We start from the raw sequence: 21,962 nt of genomic DNA, 5'->3' as shown, positions 1-21,962 counted from the left end.
GCAAGCATGGGACAACGCGCACAGGCCGCCGCAGGATGTCTGACCGCCGTCCTCGGGGCGGGCGTCGGGCTGGTCGTGTGGGCCATCAGGGCGCAGGGGCGGGTCCGTCGCTTCGAGCAGGGACCCGACTGGAGCGTCCTCTACGCCGAACTCCCGTTGCTGACCCTCGCCGGCACCGCCGGCGGCCTGGGAGTCTGGGCGGTCCTGCGGGGCATCCGATCCCGGTGCAGGTCCCGGCTCAGGGCTCGACTCACAGCTCGACGCGCAGCCCCTCCAGCCCCCTGATCACGAAGTTCGGCTTCCGGGCAGGCTCCGCCGCCAACCTCAGCGTCGGCGCCCCCTCCAGCAGCGCCCCCATCGACGCCGCCAGCTCGATCCGGGCCAGCGGAGCGCCGATGCAGTAGTGGATCCCCGCACTGAACGAAATGTGCGGGTTCTCCGTCCGCGTCAGGTCCAGCGCCCCGGGATCGGCGAACACCTCCGCATCATGGTTGGCCGAGCCGAAGAGGAGCGCCACCTCACTCCCCCGCGGGATCACCATCCCGTCGATCTCGATGTCGTCCAGCACCCAGCGCTCGAAGAGCTGGAGCGGGGTGTCGTACCGCATCAGCTCCTCGACAGCCGAGGGGATCAGGGAGCGATCCGCACGCAGAGCCGCCAGTTGCCCCGGGTTGCGGAACAGCGCCCACCAGCCGTTCACCGTCGCGTTGACCGTCGCCTCGTGGCCCGCGTTGAGCAGGAGCACGCACGTCGAGATCATTTCCTGTTCGGTCAGGCGGTCGCCCTCGTCGTACGCGGCGATCAGGCCCGAGATCAGGTCCTCGCCGGGCTCCTTGCGGCGGGCCGCGATCAGCTGCCGCAGATACTCCGTGAACTCCTCCGACGCCCGTACCGCCTTCGCCGCCGTCTCCTCGGACGGGCTCAGCTCGTACATGCCGCAGATGTCCGCCGACCAGGGGCGGAGCGGGGCCCGGTCGCTCTCCGGGATGCCCAGCATCTCCGCGATCACCGCGACCGGCAGCGGCTCCGCCACGTCCGTGAGCAGGTCGCCGCCGCCCGCCTTCACCAGCGCCGACACCAGCTCGCCCGCCAGCTGCTCCACGTACGGCTTCAGGCCCTCCACCGTGCGCGGAGTGAACGCCTTCGACACCAGGCGGCGGATCCGCGTGTGGTCCGGCGGCTCCAGGTCAAGCATGCCGTGGTCGTTGAGGGTGTGGAACGGCTCGTGTTCCGGCGGGGGTGCCGTGCGGCCGAAGTCCTCGTGGGTGAAGCGGTGCTGGTAGGTCCGGCCGAGGCGGCGGTCACGCAGCAGCGTCGAGACGTCCGCGTGGTGCGGGACCAGCCACTGGTTCGTGGGTTCGTAGTACACGACCCGTCCCCGGGCGCGCAGTTCGGCGTACGCGGGGTACGGATCCGCGACGAACGCCGGGTCCCAGGGGTCGAAAGCGAGGTCGGAAGCAGCTGCCATGCACGGACGCTAGCCCGAGCCGCCCCCATCTGACCAGGGACGTCTCACCGTACGGCGGGCTGCCGACAGCCGGAGTTCGTGTGGGCGCAGTTCACTGCCGTGAACTCTTGACCTGCCCGGTGATCCCGGGCTTACGGTGGCCGCCCCGAACAGGAGTACCCCACCCATGAGCAGCCTGTACGTGCGGGAGATCACTCGCGAGGAGCATCTGGCCCATCTGCGGCAGCATCCCGACGCGAGCCACCTCCAGATCCCCGAGTGGGGTGGCGTGAAGCCCGACTGGCTGCCGGAGAGCATCGGCTGGTTCGAAGGCGAGGCGACCAACCAAGCGGTGGACGACGCGATGGTCGCGGCGGCGCTCGTCCTGTACCGGCCGCTGCCCGGGGCGCGGCGCTACCTCGCGTACCTACCCGACGGGCCCGCGATCGACTGGCGGACCCCGCGTCTGGAGCGCTGGCTGGACCCGCTCGTCGCCCATCTTGAGCGGATCGGGGCGTTCTCGGTACGGATAGGGCCGCCCCTGGTCGTACGTCACTGGGACGCGGCCACCGTGACGGCGGGCCTCGCCGACCCCGGCGTACGGCATCTGCGCGAGCTGCCCGCCGCCGGCATCGACGGCCACGCGCTCGACGCCGCGGAGCGGCTGCGGCGGCTCGGATGGCGACCGTGCGACGAGGTCGACGGCAACGGTTTCGGCCTCGGCCAGCCGCGCTACGGCTGCCACATCCCGTTGGCCGGCCGCTCGGAGGCCGACCTTCGCGCCGCCCTCGCCCCGCACTGGGAACAGTCCCTGCGCACCTCCGAGTCGGCAGACGTCCGGGTCTCGTGGGTGTCGGACGCCGACCTGCCCGAGTTCCACCGCCTGTACACCGCGACCGCCGCCCACGACGGCTTCAAGGCACGCCCGTTGGACTACTTCCGGCGCATGTGGCAGGCCCTGAACGCCGAGGACGACGACCGGCTCCGCCTCTACGTCGCGGAGTACGAGAGCGAGGTCCTCTCCGGAGCCCTCATGATCAACGTCGGCTCCCGGGCCTGGCACTCGTACCCCGCCTCCGGCCGTCGGGGACGCCAACTCCGGCCCAGCAGCGCGCTGTTGTGGCGCATGCTGTGCGATGCGCGGGCGTCCGGCGTCGAGACGTACGACCTGCGCTCCATCACCCCGGCCCTCACCGAGGACCGCCTCCTCGGCCGGCTCCACTTCAAGACGGGGGCCGGCGGCCGGCCCGTGGAGTACCTCGGGGAGTGGGAACTACCGGTGGGCAGCCAGGGCAGGATGCTGCAACGGGCGTTGCGGGTCTACCTCGGCCGCAGATGACCCACCGCCCCGTACTCCACCGTCCCGTACTCCACCGCCCCTCACCCGGGCGTCACCAGTCGCGCCTCGTACGCGAACACCGCCGCCTGCGTACGGTCCCGCAGGCCCAGTTTCACCAGGATGCGGCACGTCAGTCCTTGTCGGCACCGGACAGCGCTTCGCTGACCATGCGGGTGGCGAAGTCGGGGTCTTCGGTGATGCGGTCAGACGGCCTGGTCACCTCGCCCGCGCCTGCCGGCCGACCGGGCCCCCGACCGCCTCACGCTCCCGGTCGACCGCTTCATCCCCGTCCGGGGGGGGACAGCGCACCTGGACCAGCCCTGGACCCTAGTCCAGTTCGATCAGGCGTGAGAGCGTGTAGGCGGCGAGGCCCTGGCCTGCGGCGACGGCGTCGCTGTCCTTGTCGCCCGCCGCACCCGAGTTGGGGCCGGCGACCGTGCTGTAGAGGTAGCGGCCGTGGACTCCGTGGGTGACGGCGCAGGAGACCTTGCCACAGAAGTCCGGGATGCCGGACTTACCCGTGAGCGGCCTGAGCCTGCCCGTGAAGGCGGCGGCCGCGGCTTGGGCGTCCGCGACGCTGGGGAAGGCCATGACGCCCGCGGTGACCGTGGCCGTGCCCGAGGTGTAGGTCGCGAGTGCCACATCGGAGCAGTGGTTCTTGTTCAGGACCGGGCCGAGACCGCTCTCGCTGGCCTTCCAGCAGGGGCTCTCGTGGGACGTGGTCTTCCGTACGAAGTCGCGTCCGTTGACCGGGAGCTTGGTGGCGGTGAACATGTCGCTGCCGCGCATGGTGGGGGCCGGGCTGCCACTGGCGGTGCCGCTCGAAGAAGGGCTGACCGACGGCGTCACGTCGCCGCTCTGCTTCGCGACAACGTCGGTGCCAGGGTTGTCGTTCTTCTTGCCGCTAGCAAGGTTCGCGGCGACGAAGACAGCGGCCGCGATGAGCGCGGCGCCGCCGACGATGGAGCCGATGATCACCAGCCGCTTCTTGCGCCTGCTCCTGCCCTCCTGCTGTTCCGCCAGCGCCGACCAGTCGGGCTGACCGAAGGTCGGGGCCCAGGGCGGTGGCTGCTGCGGAGACCGCGGTGGGTAACCCTGCTGCGGGGACTGCGGTGGGTAACCCTGCTGGTGAGACTGCGGTGGGTAACCCTGCTGGGGCGGAGGATAGCCATAGCCATAGCCCGGCTGCTGGGGGTCCTGGGGTCCCTGTGGGGTACTCATGGCCTGGAGGCTTCGCCCTTCCGATCACTCATTTGGGTGAATGTTAGCGCCGAGTGTGTACAAAGGGCAGTAGATCCATCACTGCGTGACGACCTAGGCGAGCGGCCACGAGCGTAGGTGCAGCGAGTCGAGTCCGTGCCGGAACGCCGCCTTCGTTGTCGGATTGATGTCGAACCGGTAGTCGTACTGCCCCCCTTCGTCCACGCTGTGCTGGAACCACACGAAACCGATCACGTTGGGGGTCGCCTTCAGCCAGCGGAACAGGTCGGCGGTCCAGCCGGGCTGCTGCGACCCGGGCGACGACCCGGTCTCCGTGAGCAGAACCGGTTTGTCGGAGAACTGCCTGACTTCGTCGAGCGTGGGCTGAAGTACCTCGGTGGCCGTCGTCTCACCGAAGCCGTACCCGTCGATGCCGACCCAGTCGACGTAACCGTCGCCCGGGTAGAGCGGCTTCAGTGCGACACCCTTGGCCCCGCGGAGCGCGTTCGGGCTCCAGATCCAGATCACGTCGGTCGCGCCGACGGCCTGGAACAGGTCGTGGATGTGCCGGTACGCCTTCACGTAGTCGCCGGGGGAGTTGCCGCTGTTGACCTCCGACCAGGGGTACCAGTCCCCGTTCATCTCGTGGGCGAAGCGCAGCGCCAGGGGCCGGCCGGTCGCCTTGACGTCGCGGGCGAACTCGATGATGTACGAGTCGTAGTACCCCGAGGTGATCCGCTTCAGCGAGTACTGCGGCTGGTCGCGGGCCAGGTTCGCACCACGGGGCTCCCAGGTCAGGAGGGGCAATGCGCCCTGCTTGTAGCTGAGTTCGGCGTCACTGGCCGAGAACGACTGCTTCCACCCCTGGTAGTACGACAGGATTCTGGGATGCCGGCCCGACGCCCGGTACGCCGCCGCCGTGGTCGCCCGCGCCGGAGCGTGGAACGTGGAGACGCCGAAGTATTGCCCGTCCGGGTGCAGATACGTTTCCTTACTCTCCGCCTTGATCTCCGTCCCCGGCGCGGACGGGGACGGAGACGACGAGGACCTGTCCCAGACCTGGACAACTGCTTCGTCGCCCCCGGAGGAGCACGAGACGAGTCCCAGGAGCAGCAAACCTGTCAACACGCCCGCCCGGACGCGTCTGCGACTGGTCCGCCACACGGTGAGGGGCTTCATTCCCGTCCGTTCTCTCATGTCGGCCCAACAGCATCTCATCCCGCGCTGTTACGGCCGTCCGAGTGCCCGGTATGTCCAGCCGGCCGCGCGCCATCCCTCGGCGTCCAGGATGTTGCGGCCGTCGATGATCCGCGTGTGGGCGACGACTTCGGCCACGGCACGCGGGTCAAGGGCCCGGAACTCGGGCCATTCGGTCAAATGCAGGATCAGGTCCGCGCCACGGACGGCGTCGAGCGCGCCGACGGCGTAGTCCAACTCCGGGTACTTCTTACGGGCGTTGTCCACGGCCTTGGGATCGTAGACGCTGACCGTGGCTCCGCGGCGGTGCAGCCGCTGGGCGATGTCGAGCGCGGGCGAGTCGCGTACGTCGTCCGAGTCGGGCTTGAAAGCGGCGCCCCACACCGCGATCCGGCGCCCCGTCAGCTCACCCGCGCACAGTTCGTCGGCGAGGGTCAGCACCCGCTCGCGGCGGCGCAGGTTGATCGCGTCCACCTCGCGGAGGAAGGACAGGGCCTGACCGACGCCCAGTTCTTCGGCGCGGGTCATGAACGCGCGGATGTCCTTGGGCAGGCAGCCGCCGCCGAAGCCGACCCCGGCGTGCAGGAAGCGCCCGCCGATCCTGGTGTCGTACGACATCGAGGCCGAGAGCTGGGCCACGTCCGCGCCGGTCGCCTCGCAGACCTCGGCCATCGCGTTGATGAAGGAGATCTTGGTGGCCAGAAAGGCGTTGGCCGCGGACTTGACCAGCTCGGCGGTGGGAAGGTCGGTGATCACCAGCGGGATGTCCGCTTCCAGCAGCGAGGCGTACACCTCGCGCAGCAGGCGCTCGGCGGCGGGGGCGCCCGGGCTGATGCCGAAAACCAGCCGGTCCGGGCGCAGAGTGTCCTGGACGGCTATGCCCTCGCGCAGGAACTCCGGGTTCCAGGCGAGCTCCGCCTGTGCGCCGACCGGGGCCAGTTCCGCGAGCCGGGCCGCGAGCCGGGCCGCCGTGCCGACCGGCACCGTGGACTTGCCGACCACGAGGGTGGGGCGCCTGAGGTGCGGGGCGAGCGATTCGATCACGGCATCGACGTACCGCAGGTCGGCGCCCATGCCGTCAGGCCGCTGCGGGGTGCCCACACACGAGAAGTGCACCTCGCCGAACTCGGCGGCCTCCTCGTACGAAGTGGTGAAGCGCAGCCGTCCGTTGGCCACGTTTCTGGCCAACAGCTCAGCCAGACCCGGTTCGTAGAACGGGACCTGTCCGGCCTGGAGCGCGGCTGTCTTGTCCGGCTCCACATCGACCCCGAGGACGTCGTGGCCGAGTTCTGCCATGCATGCGGCGTGGGTGGCACCGAGGTAGCCGGTGCCGATGACGGTGAGGCGCATTGCCGATGACCTTCCGGGGTGCTGGGAGCTGACCGTCAGTCCCGTGGATTCGGCGAGAGTAGCCCGAAGGGCACCGGATTCACGCAACTGTTCGTCAGGCCTCAGCAGCCGGGAGGCTTGACTGCGCAAGCATCCTCGGCCTAAACGCACTGCATGTCACCAGCAGGTAAAACCTGTCGATCTTATGAGGAGATAGTGAAGATAATCGGATTTACGCCTGTTGCACCCAGCTACAGTCCTTGCAGCATGCCGCATCGTGGCGGCCCCTAGGGATCGGTACGACACAAGACATGCTGGCGTTTCTGCTCGAGCTACGCGAGTTCCGGCTGAACGGGGTTGTTTACCCCTTCGCCGTCTTCATGGCACTCATCTGGGTCCTGTGGGTGATCAAGGTGGTCCTCGCGCGCCGGTACAAGCCCTGGAAGCGTACTCACGAAGCGACCACCTCGGTGATCATCCCGGTGGTCGACGAGCCCGAAGATCTCTTCCGTGAGGTCGTCGGCCGGATCATCGAGCAGCAGCCGACCGAGATCATCGTCGTGATCAACGGCCGGCGCAACGAGGCGCTCGAGTACATCTGCGACGACCTGGGTGTCGTATGGCACTGGACGGCCATCCCCGGCAAGCGAAACGCCCTCAAGGTGGGCCTGGAAGCGTCGACCGGCGAGATCGCGGTACTGGTCGACTCCGACACCATCTGGACCAAGAACACCCTCAGTGAACTGCTGAAGCCGTTCCGCGATGCCGACGTCGGCGGCGTGACGACCCGTCAGCGCATCCTCCAGCCGAGCCGGACCGTGCTCACCCGCTGGGCCGACTGGCTGGAGAGCGTGCGCTGCCAGTACTCGATGCCGGCCATGAGCGTGCTCGGCACCGTCGGCTGCCTGCCCGGCCGCACCATCGCCTTCCGCAGTCACATCCTCTTCGACTGCATGGACGCCTTCCTCGGTGAGAAGTTCCTCGGCGTCTTCCTGGAGGTGAGCGACGACCGCACGCTCACCAACTACACGCTCAAGGCCGGGTACCGCACCGTCTACCAGTCGACGTCGCTGGTCTACACCGACGCCCCGCTCGAGCTGAAGAAACTGGCGAAGCAGCAGTTCCGCTGGGCCCGCGGCTCGCAGTACAACACCCTGCGGATGATGCCGTGGATGCTGCGGCACGCGAAGATGCTGGCGCTGTTCTACGCCGCTGACGTCGCCGTGCCCTTCGTGCTGCTCGGGACCTTCGCCTCCTGGGTGGTCGCGGCGTTCCACAAGGGCCGTCCCGGCATCTACCAGGACCTGCCGTTGCCCAACGACCCCGCCAAGTCCCTGGTCCTGCTGGTGGCCCTGGCGGCGCTGATGTCCCTGATCTCGATCATGATCCGGTTCGGCCGGCACTTCGCGTACCGGCCGCAGGATCTGCTCTTCCTGCCCACCTTCATGGTGATCAACACTTTGCTGCTGCTGCCGGTGCGTCTGCTCGGTTTCTTCCGCTGTGCACACAACGCGAGCTGGGGCACGCGCGCGGACAGTTTCGCCGGGGAGAAGTCCCGCACTCCGCTTGTACTGGTGCCGTATCTGATTGGGGGACTCATGCTCGGGGGGTCGGTGATGATGAGTGTCTAGCGTCAACGGGCGACGGAAGAAGAGCCAGAAGAAGCTGCACTGGTGGAACCGGGGCAGCGGGATCCGGCTCAGGGTGTGGATGGCCGTCAACGCGGTGCTGCTCGGCACGCTGTCGTACGGCGTGTACGCGGCCGTGACCTCCAACGCGGAGAGTGACGGCTACACCGGACTGGGCTCCGACGTGAGCGACCCCGGGCTGATGAACCGGCTCAAGGGCGATAACGGCGCCACCATCCCGAGCAAGAACCAGTTCCTGCACCCGGACGGCGTCTACTTCGGCGCGGCCACCGTCAAGGCCCCCTACGACGCCAAGGAACTCGCCGGCTTCACCACCGACTCGGGCGGTATCCAGCCGACAATGGCCTCGTACTTCCTGACGTGGGGCCAGAAGTTCAACGCGTACTCGATCACGGCCGCCTACTCGCACGGCACACTTCCGGTGCTGACCTGGGAGCCCTGGAAGGGCGGTGTCCAGAACCCGCCGGGCGGCACCATCCTCGACACGAACACCGAGCAGCCCCAGTACCGGCTCTCCAACATCATCAATGGCAGGTTCGACAGCTACATCACCGCCACGGCCAAGTCCGTCGCCAAGGCCAGGATGCCGCTGGTGCTGCGCTTCGCCCACGAGATGAACGGTGCCTGGTACCCCTGGTCGGAGAAGGTGAACGGCAACCACAAGGGTGACTACGTCAAGGCGTGGCGGCACGTCCACGACCTGTTCGAAAAGGCCGGCGCCACCAACGTGATCTGGGTCTGGTCCCCGAACATCATCCGTCCGGTACCCGGTACCAAGCTCAAGCCGTTGTACCCGGGTGACGACTACGTCGACTGGGTCGGCATGACAGGTTACGGCGTTCACGAGAAGTCGCCGGAGATCACCTTCGGGCCGACGATCAAGCAGGTCCAGGGCTTCACCCGCAAGCAGATCATGATCATGGAGACCGGCGCGCAGATCGACGATGAGCAACTGAGCTGGGTCAACGCCTTCTTTCCCTGGCTGAAGAAGAACCCGGACGTCATCGGTTTCATCTGGATGCAGAAGGACCGTGACACCGGCGCCCGGGCGAACTGGCGGTTCACCTCCAGCACGGCGGAACAGCAGGCGTTCCAGAGTGGCCTGGCCGACCTCGACCTCGCCACCGGAGAGTCGGTCGGCGCGTCGAGCAGCGCCTCCAGCAGCGCATCGTCACGGGGCAAGCCATGAGCGACAGACATGCCGGCGACGGTCACGTCACCGACGAATACGTCACGGACCAATACGTTCTGGGCCCCGAATCCCCTGACAACACCGTCCCGCTCCGCATCATCCCGCAGCCGCGCCGCGAGCGAGCCGAACACACGGATTCCGGCGCTCCCGAGCCCGGCCACCGGCGCCGCCAGAGCGGCATGGGCCCCGGCGTGACCATGCTGCCGCCCACCCTGGTCACTCTCGGCCTGGGCGCGTACCACCTGGCGACCACACAGGTACGGGAGGACGAGTCGGCCACCTGGTGGGCCACCCATCTGTCCTGGAGCGACCTGGGACGACTGCTCGACAACACGGACGTGGTGCTCGCCCCCTACTACGTGCTGATGCACCTGTGGGTCTCACTCGTCGGCAGCTCCCCCGAGTCCCTGCGGCTGCCCTCGCTGCTGGCGATGGCCGCGACCGCGGGCCTGCTGGCACTGCTGGGCCGCCGGATGTTCGACGCGCCGACCGGACTGGTCGCCGGAATGGTCTTCGCCGTCCTCCCGGTCACCACCCGCTACGCGACGGATGCCAGGCCGTACGCCCTGTCGGCCCTGGCCGTGGTGATCGCGGCGCTGCTGCTGTACCGGGCGCTGGACCACAAGGGCGCGGACCGCTGGGGCGGCTATGCCTTCGGCATGCTGCTCACCGGGCTGTTCCATCCGGTCGCCGCCACCGTGGTCGTCGCCCACCTCGTGCTGACGATGACCAACCAACGGCAGCGCCTCGGCGCCTGGTTCGCGGTGACCCTGGTGCCCGTCGCCCCCCTGCTCGCGGTGCTGATACTGGCCCGGGGCCAGAACCACCAGGACCCGGAGAGCGGGACCGGCATCGAGTCGCTGCTGCACCTGCCCCAGGATCTGCTGGGGTCCTCGCACGCCGCCGCAGCCGTGGGCGCACTCGCCGTCCTGGGCCTGCTGATGGGCCGGAAGACCGGACTGACACTGCTGGTGTGGGCGGTGCTGCCGCCGCTGGCGCTGTTCGGCCTGCGGCCGTACGTCAACCTGTTCACCCCTTCCTACTTCGTCTTCACCGTGCCCGCCGTGGCCCTGCTCGCGGGCGCCGGGCTGTGCGGACTCGCCAAGGCGCTGCCCGGCCGGGAACAGAGAGTCCCGACGCGGCAGTTGGTGGCCGGCCTGCTGGGCGCTGCCGCCGTCGCGGCGGTGTCGGTGCCTGCCTTCCTGCCGCTGCGCACCGACGTGCAGGCGGGCCGGCCGGACTTCCGGTCGGCGGCGGTCTATCTGCTCGGGCAGCAGAAGACGGACGACGGCATCGTCTACGGCGGCGACAAGGCGTCGTTGATGCGCGCCCTGGCGTACCAGCTGCGGAACGTCCCGAGCCGGCCGCGCGCCGTGTACGTCATGGTGTCTCCGCAGCAGGACGGTACGTACACCGGACGGCCCTGCTCGGCACCGGTGGTCTGTACCGAGGGCGTCAACCGGATCTGGCTGGTCACCACCGCGGACACCGCCGACCCGTACGCGGGGATGACGAAGGCGGAGGCGGAGTACCTCCAGACCCATTACGCGGTGGCCGACGCACGGGAGTTCGACGGTGAGCTGCGGGTCGCGCTGATGCGACGGGTGTCGGCGAAGGCCGGCGCGTAGATCCACGATGGAGAGATCGATGTCCGACGGCACCGGCCGTACTGACGGTAATGACCAGCACGACGACACCGACACCGACGCCGAGCAGGCGTCGGGCAGCGTGACGGGGCGGGTGAAAGTCGCCGTCGCGGGTGTGGTCGCCGCCCTGGTGATCGGCGTGGGCTCGTACGAGCTGGGCAGCGGCGGGCAGAACGTCGCCGGCCCGACCACGAGCGATCCCGGCAGGAAAGTGAGCCTGGCTCTGCCGACCCCGTCGGTCGTCATCCCGAGCAAGTCCTCGCTGCTGGCTCCGCCAAAGGGGTCGAAGTACTTCGGGGTCTCCGCCCCTCACGCGCCGTGGCGGTCCTCGGCCCTCTCTGCGACCAGCACGGCCGCGGGCGGGGTCACCCCCAACATGGTCCAGTACTTCATCAACTGGACCAAGGGCTTCGATCCGGGAGCCGTGCGAGCCGCCTATGGCCAGAACGCCCTCCCGGTGATCACCTGGGAGCCCTTCGAGGGCCGGGCCAAGGGCACCGAGCAGCCCGCGTACTCCCTCGCCACCATCATCGACGGCAAGCACGACACCTACATCAGGACCTTCGCCAAGGCCGTCAAGGAGAACGGCTGGCCGGTGGCGCTGCGCTTCGGCCACGAGATGAACGGCCACTGGTATCCCTGGGCCGAGCGCAACGGCGTCAACAAGCCCGGCGAGTTCAAGGCCGCCTGGAAGCACGTGCACGACATCTTCCGCCAGGTCGGCGCGGACAACGTGATCTGGGTCTGGGCCCCGAACACCCTGCGCGGCGCCGACCCGGTGAGCCTCAAGTCGCTGTACCCGGGCGACGCTTACGTCGACTGGGTCGGCATGTCCGCGTACGACGTCACCGAGTGGACGGCGAAGGACTTGATCGACCCGACGCTCGCCGACATCCGCACCTTCACCGAGCGGCCGCTCCTCATCACCGAGACGGGCTCCCAACCCGGCGCGCAGAAGGCCGCGTGGACCGCCAGCCTCTTCCCCTGGCTCAAGAGCCACCCGGACGTGATCGGTTTCGTCTGGTTCCAGTACACCCGCGCCCAGGGCGGCGGCGCCGACTGGACCTTCAGCTCCACCACGGCCACCCGGGACGCTTTCCGCAAGGGCGTCAAGACACTCGAGCTGACCAAGGTGCCGGGCGGTCACTAGATGCCGCCGAAGTCGGGGATGGTGACCGAGCCGTCCTCGGCCAGCGGGAACCCGGGGTCGGTAGCTGCTCGCCAAGGGGTGCGGACAGGGCCGAATTACCTCGATCGTGTGATCGTCCGCGTGCGGGCTTGCGTCGGGCTGGGCTGTTCGGGTTAGCGTGGTTGTGCGACCTGGGACACCGGGTACGGCGTCAGCGTGCGGGGCCCCTGCTCCACCAGAGGATGGTTCAGGGCCTCCCCGTCGCCTCTGGCCGTACCCACCTGGCCAGGTCGTGAGGGCTGTGTCCAACAGCGGCCTCCGGCCGCGGGGGCCTCCCGGGCCCGGACCACGCACACGATGCGTGTCGCCACCCGGGGTCGAGTACGCCGGGGACCAGCTCGCCCAAGACCGTTCGGGGCGCGCGGCTGAACGGACTCACTCCCGATCAGTCCACAGGAACGGTTGTGCGCGACCTCCCACGCGTGGCCGTCCGGATCGACGAAGGCGCCGGAGTAGAAGCCGACGGCGTTGACGGCCGCCGGTTTGGTGATGGTCCCGCCCGCCCGTTCCGCCGCCGCGAGCAGCTCGTCGGCCTCCGCGTCGGAGCGGACGTTGTGCGCCAGGGCGATCCCGCCGAAACCACCTCCCGCCGCCTTCTCCCCGGGCTCCCCGGGCTCCAGGCCGCAGTCGGCCGCGAGTTCGTCGCGGCCCCACAGGACGAACCCCAGGCCGCCCGCCTGGAAGAAGACGGTTTCCTCGACCTCCTGTCCCCGCCGGCCCAGGGCCTCGTAGAAAGTCCTGGAGCGGGCGAGATCGGAAACACCCAGCGTGATCAACGTGATGCGCTGCTCCATGTCTCAACCGTAGCCCGACGCCGTACGTGGCTCACCCGGGCGTCACCAGCCGCGCCTCGTACGCGAACACCGCGGCCTGGGTGCGGTCCCGCAGGCCCAGTTTCACCAGGATGCGGCTGACGTGCGTCTTGATCGTCGACTCGGCGACCACCAGCCGCCCCGCGATCTCCACGTTCGACAGGCCCTGCGCGATGAGCACCAGCACCTCGGTCTCCCGATCGGTCAGCTCGCCGAACGCCGACCGCGCGCCCGCCATGACCCGCGGCGTCTCGGCGAGCTTCGAGAACTCCGTAATCAGGCGCCGGGTGACCGAAGGGGCCAGCAGCGCCTCCCCGGCCGCCACCACCCTTACCCCCTCGGCCAGTTGGCGTGCCGACGCGTCCTTCAGCAGGAAGCCCGACGCGCCCGCCCGCAGCGCCTGGTACACGTACTCGTCCAGGTCGAACGTCGTCAGCACCAGCACCTTCGCCGTGCCGTCCGCCGCGACGATCTCCCGGGTCGCCTCGATACCGTTCAGTTCGGGCATCCGGATGTCCATCAGGACGACGTCCGGGGCGAGTTCACGCACCCGCTCCACCGCCTCGCGGCCGTTCACCGCCTCGCCGACGACCTCGATGTCCGGCATCGCGTTCAACAGCACGGAGAAGCCCTCGCGGACCATCATCTGGTCGTCCGCGATCAGTACGCGGATCGCAGGGGCGCTCATGCCTCTCCCGCTCCGTCCTCGTCCGTGACGCTCGCGACCGGGAGGAAGACCGTGACCTCGTAGCCGCCGTCGGCCGCCGGGGCCGTCGTCATCTCGCCGCCGAGCATGGAGACCCGCTCGCGCATCCCCGTGAGACCGTGCCCCGCGCCCTCCGTCGGCGTCTGCTTCACGAACGACACCTCCGCCACAGGGCCGTTGACTATCCGCAGACCCAACCCGCCGAGCACGTAACCGATTTCGACCCGTGCGCTCGCACCCGGGGCATGCCGGAGCGTGTTGCTCAGCGCCTCCTGCACGATCCGGTACGCCGACAGCTCGACGCCCTGCGGGAGTTCACGTACCGCACCCGTCACCACCTTCTCCACTCCCAGGCCCGCCTCGCGCACGTTGGCGAGCAGACTGTCGAGGTCGGCCAGGGTGGGCTGCGGGGCGTCGGGAGCCTCGTAGTCCTCCGCGCGTACGACGCCCAGGACCCGGCGCAGTTCGGTGAGCGCGGCCACCGCGTTCTCGCGGATCGTCGCGAAGGCCTTCGTCAGCTCCTCGGGCGGGTTCTCCACCCGGTACTGCGCCGCCTCCGCCTGGATGGCGACGACCGACATGTGGTGCGCGACGACGTCGTGCAGCTCACGCGCGATGGTGGTGCGCTCCTCCAGCAGGGTGCGCTTGGAACGCTCGTGCGCGGTCACCGTCAGCTGGGCGGTCACCTCCTGCTCGGCGGCCCGGCGCACCAGCACCACGGTCACCACGAGCAGCGCCAGCGCGGAGAGGAAGAGGAAGGGCAGGGCGTTGCTGCTGAAGTAACGGTCGCCGGAGAGGATCTCGGCGCCCATGGCGTACGCCGCCGTCAGCGCCCACATCCAGGCGGCCGTACGCGGCCGGGTCCGGGCGGCGACGACCGTCAGCACCACCAGGTGGGCGACGAAACTAGCGGGCGGCCAGGGCCAGTCGCCGGACCCGTAGTCGCGGGTCTCGTCCGCGCCGATCGCGGCGACGGCCGGGATCGAGGCCAGGGAGAACCAGAAGGCCCCGACCGGCCGGACCAGCGTCAGCAGGATCGGCCCCATCGAGAAGAAGGTCATCGCCAGCGCCACCAGCACATCCCCGCGGCTGGTGGCGAAGGAGACGAGCGCGGCCAGCATCCCGGCCGCGCCCACCAGGGCGTGCGGCGACCAGACCGCGTACGGGCGCAGCCGCCAGGGCAGCATCTGGGCGATCCCGCCGGGCTTGTTCCTCGGGGGCAACGGGCGGTAGGTGAGGGCGTTGTCCAGCAGGTCCGCGCGCAGCCCTGCCAGGGCGTCCATGGTCAGCCGGAGCTCGGGGCTGCGCGACAACAGCCCGTCGCCCGCCTGCCTCGGCTTGGGTTTCGTCTGCGTGTAGGTCGTCTCAGTCACATACAGAACGGTAGGAGGCGGGCGAGTCGCGGTCGTCAGCAGTGAGAGGGGTTCTTCGCCGTCCGTCTCAGGTACTACGACGGCTGCCACGAGTACGACCTCACCACGCGAGCTGGGCGATCTCCTCCGCGACCACCGCGCACGCGTCCGCCACCGGGTCGATCAGCGGGAAGTGACCGACGTCGGCCAGCAGCGTCACACCGACCACCTCACCGGCCTTCGCCGCCGCGTCCGCGTACGACTCGGCGACGATCTCCGGTACGACGGTGTCGGCGCGCCCCTGGACGAGCGTGGTCGCGATGCCGGTGGGGAGCAGGAGCGCCGGGTCGGCGTAGGGCTGCCGCTCGGCGAACTTCCCCTCCCCACCCAGGAGTTGGCGGGCGGCGCCGGAGCAGACGTCCAGCTTCTCCGCGACGGTGAAGTCCGCGATCGGGGCGAGGGCGACGACGCCGCGCAGCGGGGCGGGACGGGCCAGGAACCAGGGCGCGTCGGCGGGGAGCAGGTGCCGGGCGGAGACCCACAGAGCCAGGTGCCCGCCCGCCGAGTGCCCGGTGACGACCATGCGGCGCGGGTCGGCCTGCGGAAGGTGGGCCGCCGCGAGGGCGGGCAGGGCGTCGAGCGCCGCCGCGACGTCGTCGAAGGTGTCGGGCCAGCGCCCGGCCACAGTGGGGTCGTCCTCGCCCCGCCGGTACTCCACGTTGGCCACGGCGAACCCGCGCCGGGCCAGGAAGGCGGCGAACGGCGTGATGTGCCGGCGGTCGTACGGCGCCCGCCAGGCACCCCCGTGCAGCACGACGACCAGCGGCACGCTCGCGTCGTCCGGCAGTGGCACGGGGCCCTGCGGGGCGTAGAAGTCGATCACCTGGTCGGGGTGGTCGCCGTACGAGGCGGTGGCGTCGGGGTCGACGGGCGGGTGCGAGAAGGCCGACTCCTCTTCCGCCGCGCGCGCGGCCGCGGCACTGGCCCCCGCGGCGCCGTGCTCACGTGCTACGGCATCGTCCGGCATGCTCCAACCTCTCAGCGACGATGGGGGTACCTCCCAGGCTTTCGGCCCTGGGGGAGGAATTGGCGGACCTGGAGAGAATTCGGCCGTCGCCGGGACGCTATCAGGCCCCGTGACGTGCGCCGACACGCGGAATTGACGCTCGGTGAAGGTACTGCGCTCTCCCTGGGCCCATATGTCCGATGGGTCCGGCCCCGGCCGGGCGGGGGTTCGCGCAGCGGTGACGACCGGCGTGTACATCACGCCGGTCGTCACCGCTCAAGACTCATCCGTCACCGCTCAAGACTCATCCGTCACCGCACAGGGCTCAGCCGTCGCCGAACAGAACTCAGCCGGCCACGACCTCGCCCAGCACCCGAGCCGCCCGCTCCACGTCCGCGAACCCGACGTACAACGGTGTGAACCCGAACCGCAGCACATCCGGCCGCCGGAAGTCACCGACGACGCCCCGCTCGATGAGCCGCGCCATCACCTCCCCCGCGTCGGAGCACCGCAGCGCGATCTGACTCCCGCGCTCGGCATGCGCGGCCGGCGTCACCGACTCGACCCGCCCCTCCGGCACGTACTCGTCGACGCATTCCAGGAAGAAGTCGGTCAGGGCAAGGGACTTGGCCCGTACGGCGTCGATGCCGACCCCTTCCCAGACCTCGAGGGCCGACTCCAGGGCGAGCATGGAGAGGATGTCCGGCGTACCGACCCGCCCGCGCGTCGCACCCGGGGCGGGAGCGTATTCGGGCCGCATGCCGAAGGGGTCTGCGTGCGAGGTCCAGCCGGGCAGGGGCGAGTCGAACCGCTCCTGGTGCTCCTGACGGACGTACAGGTAGGCGGGCGAACCGGGCCCACCGTTCAGGTACTTGTACGTACACCCCACGGCGAGGTCCACCCCGTGCTCGTCCAGCCCGACCGGCAGGGCGCCCGCGCTGTGGCACAGGTCCCAGACGGCCAGGGCGCCGGACGCGTGGATCGCGGCGGTGAGGGCGGGCAGGTCGTGCAGCCGGCCGGTGCGGTAGTCGACGTGGTTGAGCAGCACGGCGGCGGTACGGTCGCTCAACTCCCCCGGTACGGCGCCCGGTTCGAGCGCACGCAGGGTGCAACCGGTCATCCGGGCGGCGGACTCGGCGATGTAACCGTCGGTGGGGAAGGTGGAAGCGTCGACGAGGATCTCGTCACGACCGGGCCCCGCGAGCCGCACGGCCCCCACAAGTGCCTTGAAAACATTGACACTTGTCGAGTCGCCGACGACGACCTGCCCGGCCGCGGCGCCCACCAGCGGAGCGATGAGGTCACCGATCCGCTCGGGCGCGGTCCACCACCCGCTCTCGTCCCAGGACCGGATGCGCAGCTCGCCCCACTCCCGGCGCACGACATCGTCGAGCCGGCCGGGGACGGCTGCGGGCAGCGCGCCGAGCGAGTTCCCGTCCAGGTAGGTGACGCCGAAGTCGAGCACGAACTGCGCGCGAACCTTGGCGAGTTCGTCGCGCGAGTCCAGTTCCCGGGCCTGGTCGTCCTTGGCAGGCAACAGCTCAGACATGGGACCTCGCCGTCCACAGCTCGGGGAACACGTTCTTCTGGGCCCGCTTCTCCAGCCAGGCCACGCCGGCGGAGCCGCCGGTACCGGCCTTGGCGCCCATGGCCCGCCGGGTGGCGACGAGATGGTCGTTGCGCCAACGCCACACCAGTTCGGCGACGTCCGTCAACGCCTCGCCGAGACGGGCGAGTTGATCCTCGGAGTCGCCGGAGTAGAGGAGGGTCCAGACGGCCTCGACCTCGGCCGAGGGCTCGTACCGCTGGGACACGTCCCGGGACAGAACGGCGTCCGGGACGGCGTACCCGCGCCGGGCAAGGAGCCTCAACACCTCGTCGTACAGGCTCGGTTCATGCAGCGCCTTCTCCAGCTCGGCGTGCACGCGCGGTGCCGCCCGATGGGGTACGAGCATCGACGCGGACTTCTCGCCGAGCAGGAACTCCATCCGCCGGTACATCGCGGACTGGAACCCGGAACCCTCGCCGAGGGCGGCCCGGTACGAGTTGAACTGGGCGGGGGTGAGCTGGGCGAGGGGGCGCCACGAGGCGTTGAGCGCGTCCAGCTCACGCACGGAACGCTTGAGCGCGGCGACGGCGGTGGGCACGTCGTCCCCGCGCAGGGCGTGCGCAGCGGTCTCCCACTCGTGCACGATGACCGTGAACCACAGCTCCATGACCTGGGTGGTCACCAGGAAGACCATCTCTCCGGGGTCGTCGGAGAGGGTGTGCTGGAGGTGGGTGAGGACGTCGGCCTGGACGTAGTCCTCGTACGGGGTGGTACCGGCGAAGTCGAGATGCGGGGTCTCGGGCTCCGAAGCCTCGGGGGGCTGAGCCTGGAGGGACATCGCTGTCTCCTGTTGTACTCCGGGTAGCGGTCCGCCCCTGCCGAATTCCGACACGGGGGCCCCGGTCCCCGGGGCATTCAACACAATCGTCCCCCGAGTCCGCAAGGCCCGCCTGTTCACAGGCGGGCCTTGTTGTACTTCGGCGTTGTACTTCGGCACGTCTCGAAGCCGGTCGGCCGCCTCAGTCGGCTGCGGCGCGCGCCTTGTTCGGCCGCGCGTTCCGTACGGCATTCAGCAGACTGTCCCAGGACTGCTGGAACTTCTGGATCCCCTCGGTCTCCAGGACCTGGGCGACATTGCGGTAGGAGATCCCCAGGCCGGCGAGGGTCTCGAAGTCGGAACGGGCCTGCTCGTAGGTCCCGGCGATGGTGTTGCCGCTGATCTCGCCATGGTCGGCAGCGGCGTCGAGGGTGGCCTCCGGCATGGTGTTGACCGTGCCCGGTGCGACCAGCCCGGTGACGTAGAGGGTGTCGGGATACGAGGGGTCCTTGACGCCCGTCGAGGCCCACAGCGGGCGCTGCTTGTTCGCCCGGGCCCGGTCGAGGGAGGCCCAGCGGCCGGAGGACTGTGTCGATCCGTCGGTCGAGCCGAACACCTCCTCATGAGCCTGGTAGGCGAGGCGGGCGTTGGCCAGAGCGGCCTTGCCGCGGGCCTCCTTGGCCTCGGGAGTGCCGATCGCGTCGAGGCGCCTGTCGATCTCGGTGTCGACGCGGGACACGAAGAAGGAGGCGACGGAGTGAATGCCGGAGAGGTCCAGGCCGCGCTCCCCGGCCTTCTCCAGGCCGGCGAGATAGGCGTCCATCACCTCGCGGTAGCGCTCCAGCGAGAAGATCAACGTGACATTGACGCTGATCCCGAGGCCGATGACCTCGGTGATCGCCGGGAGACCCGCCCTGGTGGCCGGGATCTTGATCAGCGTGTTGGGGCGGTCCACGAGCCAGGCCAGCTGCTTGGCCTCGGCCACGGTCGCGGCCGTACCGTGCGCGAGACGCGGGTCGACCTCGATGGAGACCCAGCCGTCACGGCCGCCGGTGGTGTCGAACACCGGGCGCAGGATGTCCGCCGCGTCCCGGACATCCGCCGTGGTGATCATGCGGACCGCCTCGGAGACCGTCACACCGCGCAGCGCCAGTTCGCGGATCTGGTCGGCGTAGTCGTCACCCCTGCCGACCGCCTGCTCGAAAATGGTGGGGTTGGTGGTCACGCCGACCACATGCTTGCGCTTAATGAGTTCGGCGAGACCGCCGGAGGTGATCCGCTTGCGGGACAGGTCGTCCAGCCAGATGGCGACGCCTTCTTCGGAGAGCCGCTCGAGTATGTCGTCGGACACGGAAGTCTCTTCTCCACTGGTGCTCGCGTTGCGGTTGCCGCCCAGGGCGGTGAGGGAGTCACGAGCTGCGGCTGCGACGTTCTCGGCGGTGAAGCCGAACTCGCGGAAGAGGACCTGGGCGTCGGCGGAGGCGCCGAAGTGCTCCAGGGAGACGATGCGGCCGGCGCCGCCGACATACCGGTGCCAGGTCAGGCCCACCCCGGCTTCGACCGCGACCCTGGCCTGCACCGAGGGCGGCAGGACACTCTCGCGGTACTGCGCGGACTGCTCCTCGAACCACTCGACGCAGGGCATCGACACCACACGCGTACCGGCCCCCTCTGCTTCCAGCCGCTCGCGCGCCTCGACGGCCAGGCGCACCTCGGAACCGGTGGCGATGAGGATCACCTCCGGTGTCCCGGCGGAGGCCTCGAACAGGACGTAACCGCCCTTGGCGGCTTCCTCGTTCGGCTCGTACGTCTGCACGCTCTGACGGGTCAGCGCCAGGCCGTGCGGGGCGCCCTTGCCGAACTCCTTGGTGTGGCGCCTGAGTATTTCGCGCCAGGCGATCGCGGTCTCGTTGGCGTCGGCCGGGCGGATCATGTTGAGGCCCGGGATGGCGCGCAGCGAGGCGAGGTGCTCGACCGGCTGGTGGGTGGGGCCGTCCTCGCCGAGGCCGATGGAGTCGTGGGTCCACACGTAGGTCACCGGCAGGCGCATCAGCGCGGAGAGGCGCACCGCGTTGCGCATGTAGTCGGAGAAGACCAGGAAGGTGCCGCCGTAGACGCGGGTGTTGCCGTGCAGCGCGATGCCGTTCATCTCGGCGGCCATCGAGTGCTCGCGGATACCGAAGTGGATCGTGCGGCCGTACGGGTCCGCCTCCGGCAGTGGATTGTCCGCCGGGAGGAAGGACGACGTCCTGTCGATCGTCGTGTTGTTCGAGCCGGCCAGGTCCGCGGAGCCGCCCCACAGCTCGGGGATCACCGCGCCGAGCGCCTGGAGCACCGTGCCGGACGCGGCCCGGGTGGCCACCGCCCTGCCCGGCTCGAAGACCGGGAGTTTCTCCTCCCAGCCCGCCGGCAGCTCGCCCGCGGCGATACGGTCGAACTCGGCCGCCCGCTCCGGGTTGTCGCCACGCCACTCCTGGAACGACTTCTCCCACTCGGCCCTGGCCTGACGGCCGCGCTCACCCAGCGCCCGGCTGTGTGCCAGCACCTCGTCGGCCACCTCGAAGGACTTCTCCGGGTTGAGGCCCAGCACCCGTTTGGTGGCCGCGACCTCGTCCTCGCCCAGCGCCGAGCCGTGCGCCGCCTCGGTGTTCTGCGCGTTCGGGGCGGGCCAGGCGATGATCGAGCGCATCGCGATGAAGGACGGCCTGTCGGTGACCGCCTCGGCGGCCCTGACCGCCGCGAACAGGGCCTGCGGGTCCAGATCACCATTGGCCTTGGGCTCCACGCGCTGCACGTGCCAGCCGTACGCCTCGTACCGCAGCGCCGTGTCCTCGGAGACGGCCGTCTCGGTGTCGCCCTCGATCGAGATGTGGTTGTCGTCCCACAGCAGGATCAGATTGCCGAGCTTCTGGTGGCCGGCCAGCGAGGACGCCTCAGCGGAGATGCCCTCCTGCAGACACCCGTCGCCGGCGATCGCGTAGATGAAGTGGTCGAACGGGGAGGCGCCCTGGGGAGCGTCCGGGTCGAACAGACCGCGCTCGTAGCGGGCGGCCATCGCCATGCCCACCGCGTTGGCCACACCCTGCCCCAGCGGCCCGGTCGTCGTCTCCACGCCCGCTGTGTGCCCGTACTCCGGGTGCCCCGGGGTCTTGGAACCCCACGTGCGGAACGCTTTCAGATCGTCCAGTTCCAGACCGAACCCGCCCAGGTACAGCTGGATGTACAGCGTCAGCGAGGAATGACCGGCGGACAGTACGAAGCGGTCACGGCCGGTCCAGTCCGGATCGGACGGGTCGTGACGCATCACCTTCTGGAAGAGGGTGTACGCCGCAGGAGCGAGGGTCATCGCCGTGCCGGGGTGGCCGTTACCGACCTTCTGTACGGCATCGGCGGCCAGGATCCGCGCGGTGTCGACGGTCCGCTGATCCAGTTCGGTCCACCAGGAGGCGGCAGCGGTCAAGGGCGGGTTCACGCGTGAAAACTCCTATGTCTGTGGGAGGGCCCCTCCCGCCGGGGAGGAACGGGAGGGGCG

The 21,962-nt window shown here is 69.6% G+C and carries 16 protein-coding genes and 2 pseudogenes; 6 read left to right on the top strand and 12 right to left on the bottom strand.

What is annotated here, in order from left to right:
• The first annotated feature begins 6 nt into the window (after positions 1 to 6).
• Complete coding sequence (locus tag OG734_RS25765) at positions 7 to 285, top strand: hypothetical protein (RefSeq protein ID WP_330289857.1); 279 nt, start codon at positions 7 to 9, stop codon at positions 283 to 285.
• On the opposite strand, the gene OG734_RS25760 is transcribed toward OG734_RS25765, so the two are convergent.
• The gene (locus tag OG734_RS25760) at positions 251 to 1,468 is read right to left on the bottom strand and encodes a cytochrome P450 (protein WP_330289856.1); all 1,218 of its coding nucleotides are present in this window, start codon (positions 1,466 to 1,468) and stop codon (positions 251 to 253) included. The genes OG734_RS25765 and OG734_RS25760 overlap by 35 nt on opposite strands.
• 166 nt (positions 1,469 to 1,634) lie before the next feature.
• On the opposite strand from OG734_RS25760, the gene OG734_RS25755 reads away from it, so the two are divergent.
• Positions 1,635 to 2,786 carry a lipid II:glycine glycyltransferase FemX gene (locus OG734_RS25755; protein ID WP_330289855.1) on the top strand — a complete coding sequence of 384 codons (1,152 nt, stop codon included), beginning with the start codon at positions 1,635 to 1,637 and terminating at the stop codon, positions 2,784 to 2,786.
• Between the two features lie 41 nt (positions 2,787 to 2,827).
• Here the strand turns inward: OG734_RS25755 and OG734_RS25750 are convergent.
• The 4 genes and pseudogenes from OG734_RS25750 to OG734_RS25735 all read right to left on the bottom strand — a co-directional run.
• Positions 2,828 to 2,911, bottom strand: a pseudogene (locus tag OG734_RS25750) (DNA-binding response regulator); the annotation flags it as partial.
• 202 nt (positions 2,912 to 3,113) lie between these two features.
• Positions 3,114 to 4,007 carry a hypothetical protein gene (locus OG734_RS25745; protein WP_330289854.1) on the bottom strand — a complete coding sequence of 298 codons (894 nt, stop codon included), beginning with the start codon at positions 4,005 to 4,007 and terminating at the stop codon, positions 3,114 to 3,116.
• Positions 4,008 to 4,100: 93 nt separating this feature from the next.
• Positions 4,101 to 5,165, bottom strand: coding sequence for a glycoside hydrolase family 26 protein (locus tag OG734_RS25740; protein WP_330289853.1), 1,065 nt, complete (start codon positions 5,163 to 5,165; stop codon positions 4,101 to 4,103).
• A gap of 48 nt (positions 5,166 to 5,213) precedes the next feature.
• A complete protein-coding gene (locus OG734_RS25735; RefSeq protein ID WP_330289852.1) occupies positions 5,214 to 6,533 on the bottom strand; it encodes a UDP-glucose dehydrogenase family protein in 1,320 nt (439 codons plus the stop codon).
• A gap of 290 nt (positions 6,534 to 6,823) precedes the next feature.
• Here OG734_RS25735 and OG734_RS25730 point away from each other — a divergent pair, with 290 nt between their 5' ends.
• The 4 genes from OG734_RS25730 to OG734_RS25715 are packed head-to-tail and all read left to right on the top strand — an operon-like array spanning position 6,824 to position 12,149.
• A complete protein-coding gene (locus tag OG734_RS25730) occupies positions 6,824 to 8,143 on the top strand; it encodes a glycosyltransferase family 2 protein (RefSeq protein ID WP_330289851.1) in 1,320 nt (439 codons plus the stop codon).
• A complete protein-coding gene (locus tag OG734_RS25725) occupies positions 8,136 to 9,350 on the top strand; it encodes a glycoside hydrolase family 26 protein (protein ID WP_330289850.1) in 1,215 nt (404 codons plus the stop codon). Before OG734_RS25730 ends, OG734_RS25725 begins: the two co-directional genes overlap by 8 nt.
• Positions 9,347 to 10,981, top strand: coding sequence for a glycosyltransferase family 39 protein (locus OG734_RS25720; RefSeq protein WP_330289849.1), 1,635 nt, complete (start codon positions 9,347 to 9,349; stop codon positions 10,979 to 10,981). The genes OG734_RS25725 and OG734_RS25720 overlap by 4 nt, the downstream gene beginning before the upstream one ends.
• 19 nt (positions 10,982 to 11,000) lie before the next feature.
• Positions 11,001 to 12,149 (top strand): glycoside hydrolase family 26 protein, encoded by a 1,149-nt coding sequence (locus OG734_RS25715; protein ID WP_330289848.1) that lies wholly within the window; start codon positions 11,001 to 11,003, stop codon positions 12,147 to 12,149.
• A 440-nt stretch (positions 12,150 to 12,589) separates the two neighbouring features.
• Here OG734_RS25715 and OG734_RS25710 read toward each other — a convergent pair.
• From OG734_RS25710 to tkt, 7 genes and pseudogenes are all read right to left on the bottom strand, one after another.
• A pseudogene (locus tag OG734_RS25710) lies at positions 12,590 to 12,982 on the bottom strand (VOC family protein); the annotation flags it as partial.
• 31 nt (positions 12,983 to 13,013) lie between these two features.
• Positions 13,014 to 13,688: a response regulator transcription factor gene (locus tag OG734_RS25705; RefSeq protein ID WP_330289847.1), complete on the bottom strand. Its 675-nt coding sequence runs from the start codon at positions 13,686 to 13,688 to the stop codon at positions 13,014 to 13,016.
• The gene (locus tag OG734_RS25700) at positions 13,685 to 15,079 is read right to left on the bottom strand and encodes a sensor histidine kinase (protein ID WP_330289846.1); all 1,395 of its coding nucleotides are present in this window, start codon (positions 15,077 to 15,079) and stop codon (positions 13,685 to 13,687) included. Before OG734_RS25700 ends, OG734_RS25705 begins: the two co-directional genes overlap by 4 nt.
• 100 nt (positions 15,080 to 15,179) lie before the next feature.
• Positions 15,180 to 16,085, bottom strand: coding sequence for an alpha/beta hydrolase (locus OG734_RS25695; RefSeq protein WP_330289845.1), 906 nt, complete (start codon positions 16,083 to 16,085; stop codon positions 15,180 to 15,182).
• 325 nt (positions 16,086 to 16,410) lie between these two features.
• A complete protein-coding gene (gene kynU, locus OG734_RS25690) occupies positions 16,411 to 17,613 on the bottom strand; it encodes a kynureninase (protein WP_330289844.1) in 1,203 nt (400 codons plus the stop codon).
• Complete coding sequence (locus OG734_RS25685) at positions 17,606 to 18,451, bottom strand: tryptophan 2,3-dioxygenase family protein (protein ID WP_330289843.1); 846 nt, start codon at positions 18,449 to 18,451, stop codon at positions 17,606 to 17,608. The genes kynU and OG734_RS25685 overlap by 8 nt, the downstream gene beginning before the upstream one ends.
• Positions 18,452 to 18,632: 181 nt before the next feature.
• Entirely contained in the window at positions 18,633 to 21,902 is a 3,270-nt protein-coding gene (gene tkt, locus OG734_RS25680; RefSeq protein ID WP_330289842.1) for a transketolase, read from the bottom strand.
• Positions 21,903 to 21,962 lie beyond the last annotated feature (60 nt).

Origin of the sequence: Streptomyces sp. NBC_00576 (assembly GCF_036345175.1) — a bacterium.
Lineage (GTDB): Bacteria > Actinomycetota > Actinomycetes > Streptomycetales > Streptomycetaceae > Streptomyces.
This window is presented reverse-complemented; position numbering and strand designations above follow the sequence as displayed.